Raw genomic sequence first — 2,501 nt, forward strand, 5'->3', positions numbered from 1 at the left:
GTACCGCGGTCGGCCTCCCGCTGGATGATTTGGCGCATCTCGCGGACGCCGTGCGGGTCGAGCCCGCTGGACGGTTCGTCGAGTATCAGGAGGTCGGGGTCGCCGACCAGCGCCATGCCGAGGACGAGGCGCTGGCGCATCCCTTTCGAGTAGCCGCCCGCCGAGCGCGACGCGTCGTCCGCCGAGAGACCGACGCGTTCGAGGATGTCGTCCGCGTCCTCGTTCGTGCCCTTGGAGTCGATGGCGAACTGGATGTGCTTTCGCCCCGAGAGCCGACCGTAGAGGTCGGTCGCGTCGGGGAGAATACCGATCCGCTCGTGGATCGCCTGCGTCTCGTTCTGTGCGTCGTAGCCGAGGACCGTCGCCGTCCCGTCGGTCGGGCGGATGTAGTCCATCAGCATGTTGATGGTGGTCGATTTCCCGCATCCGTTGGGACCGAGGAAGCCGAAGACTTCTCCCTCGTTCACTTGGAGGTTGAGATCACGGACCGCGACCACGTCACCGAACCGCTTGGTGAGACCAGTCGTTTGTATGGCGGCCATAACGCCCATATATTCCTTAGGGTAGTTAAAAGTATGTTGCCACGATATGTCATGGCATAATAGGTCAACCGAGGTCCGCGCGCTCGAACCGCCAGTAGCCGAGGACGAGCGGGACGACAAGCCACGCGGCGAGGATGACCAGCATGAACCACTTCTCCAGGAAGAACGGCACCGTCGCGTTCTGGCCGATGACGCGGAAGTAGTAGAGTTGCTGATCGGTGAACACGAGGTCCGCGGCGCGTTGGAACGCGTACGGCGGGCTGACGAGGTAGACGAACTCGTAAATCTGTGCTGAGAGGTGCACGCCGAGCGTGTCGTCGGCAATGAATCGAAGCGCCCGCGACGGCGAAATCGCCGGGACCGTCCAGAGGACGTTGAACACGAAGAAGACGCCGACCGAACTGGCCATCGCCCGCGACCGTGACGCGCACGCCGCCGAGAGGCCGACCGCGATGGCGATGTACGTTACGGCGAAGAAGAGGAACAGGAGGAAGAACTGCGCGAGAATCGCGATATCGACCGACGCGAGGAGAATCGACCCTTCGATGGCCGCGATGGCGAACGCTAACGCGAGACCGACGGCGACGACGGCCGACCGACCGACGAACTTCCCGATAACGAGGTCGAGGCGCGTGTTCGGGAGACCGAGGAGGAACTTGATGCTCCCGGACTCGCGTTCGCCCGCGATGGCGAGATAGGCGATAATAAGCGCACTGATGGGGATGATGAAAATTCCGACGAGCGCGAGGAGTCGAAGCACATTCGTCATGCCGACGTCCGAAGGTGCGACGTACACCGTAAGTGCGAGCAGCGCGACGTACAGGCCGATGAGCGCCCACAGCCCCTTCGAGCGCCGGGAGTCGATGAAATCCTTTCTCGCCACCGACACCCAACTCATGCGGTGACCTCCATACGAGCGTCGGGGTCGTCCTCGGGTTCGTCGCCCGTCGTGTAGGTGGTAAACAGCTCTTCGAGCGAGGCTTCCTCCGATTTGATGTCGGTGACGGTCGTCGCGGCGTCCACGCGCTTGACGACCTGCGGTTTCGTCACGGGGTCGGAAAACGACACGCGGAGCATGGATTCCTCGACGGACACCTCGGACACGCCGTCGATGGCGGTCAGGTCGAGGCCCGTCGGCACGCGCTCGACGGAGAGGAGGAGTTGCGAGCGGGAACCGGTCAGCTCCCGAAGTCGCTCGACGGTGTTCTGTGCGACGAGTTCGCCGTCGTTCATGATACCAACGCGGTCACAGACCGCATCGACCTCGGAGAGGATGTGGCTTCGTCAGAACGTCTGACCGCCTTTTGAAGCAAGCTGGAAACGGTATATCGGTTCACCCCGGACTTGGTCTCGTTCTCGCCGCACTCATCGCCGAAATCGTTCGTCGTCGCTCCCTTCCCGTCGCCAGTCTCGTTTGTCGCTTCGTCGTCGGTTCGCAACTCCCCATCTGATCCGAACGTGGCCTGTTTCTTCTCGTCCATACGGAGGTCTCAAGTCTATCGGATAAAATAGGTGGGCAAATCAAGCGCCCACGACCGGATGAGATTCACTGAATGATACAGAACATCGCGTGAAATCTCGGTCTTACCTATCGCGTCCCGAATTTGATAGTACGAATGGGTTCAAACGAGACGTCGCCACTCACCCCACTTGTGCAAGAAGCGCTTGAGGCACTCGAGAGCGCGATCCCACCCGTTGATGAACCCACCTCCGAGCGAGCGTATGCCGTTCTAGCCGAGAAAGAAGACCTCGAGCGGCCTGCTGCCGAAGATATCATCGAACGGCTGTACAGTAAGGGCCATCTCTACGAAGTCGAGGGAAAACTCCGACTCACCGATTACGGGGAAGAGTGAACACGATATAGCCTTCGCTCTAGTTGTGGATGGGGTTTCGACTACTGCTGCGGTGTGGTCCAAGTGGTTCGTAAATGAGGACGGTATCGTTGCTGCGAACGGTAAC

The 2,501-nt window shown here is 60.7% G+C and carries 4 protein-coding genes and 1 pseudogene; all 5 read right to left on the bottom strand.

What is annotated here, in order from left to right; all coding sequences use genetic code 11:
• The coding region (locus BG842_RS05925; RefSeq protein ID WP_254662936.1) for an ABC transporter ATP-binding protein at nucleotides 1–542 on the bottom strand (542 nt) is incomplete at its 3' end.
• Nucleotides 543–606: 64 nt separating this feature from the next.
• On the bottom strand, nucleotides 607–1,440 hold the full coding sequence (locus tag BG842_RS05930; protein ID WP_069450060.1) for an ABC transporter permease subunit: 834 nt from the start codon (nucleotides 1,438–1,440) through the stop codon (nucleotides 607–609).
• A complete protein-coding gene (locus BG842_RS28665) occupies nucleotides 1,437–1,775 on the bottom strand; it encodes a DUF4162 domain-containing protein (RefSeq protein ID WP_254662937.1) in 339 nt (112 codons plus the stop codon). The genes BG842_RS05930 and BG842_RS28665 overlap by 4 nt, the downstream gene beginning before the upstream one ends.
• A 35-nt stretch (nucleotides 1,776–1,810) precedes the next feature.
• Nucleotides 1,811–2,023, bottom strand: a pseudogene (locus tag BG842_RS27210) (hypothetical protein); the annotation flags it as partial.
• A gap of 249 nt (nucleotides 2,024–2,272) precedes the next feature.
• A partial coding sequence (locus BG842_RS30515; protein WP_217493279.1) for a hypothetical protein occupies nucleotides 2,273–2,501 on the bottom strand: 229 nt, incomplete at its 5' end.

Origin of the sequence: Haladaptatus sp. W1, from assembly GCF_001723155.1 — an archaeon.
In the GTDB taxonomy this organism is placed as follows: Archaea; Halobacteriota; Halobacteria; order Halobacteriales; family Haladaptataceae; genus Haladaptatus; species Haladaptatus paucihalophilus.

Bases quoted from the DNA above. Each gene is read 5' to 3' on its own strand.
- BG842_RS05930 (WP_069450060.1), bottom strand. From the start codon at position 1,440: ATGAGTTGGGTGTCGGTGGCGAGAAAGGATTTCATCGACTCCCGGCGC.
- BG842_RS28665 (WP_254662937.1), bottom strand. From the start codon at position 1,775: ATGAACGACGGCGAACTCGTCGCACAGAACACCGTCGAGCGACTTCGG.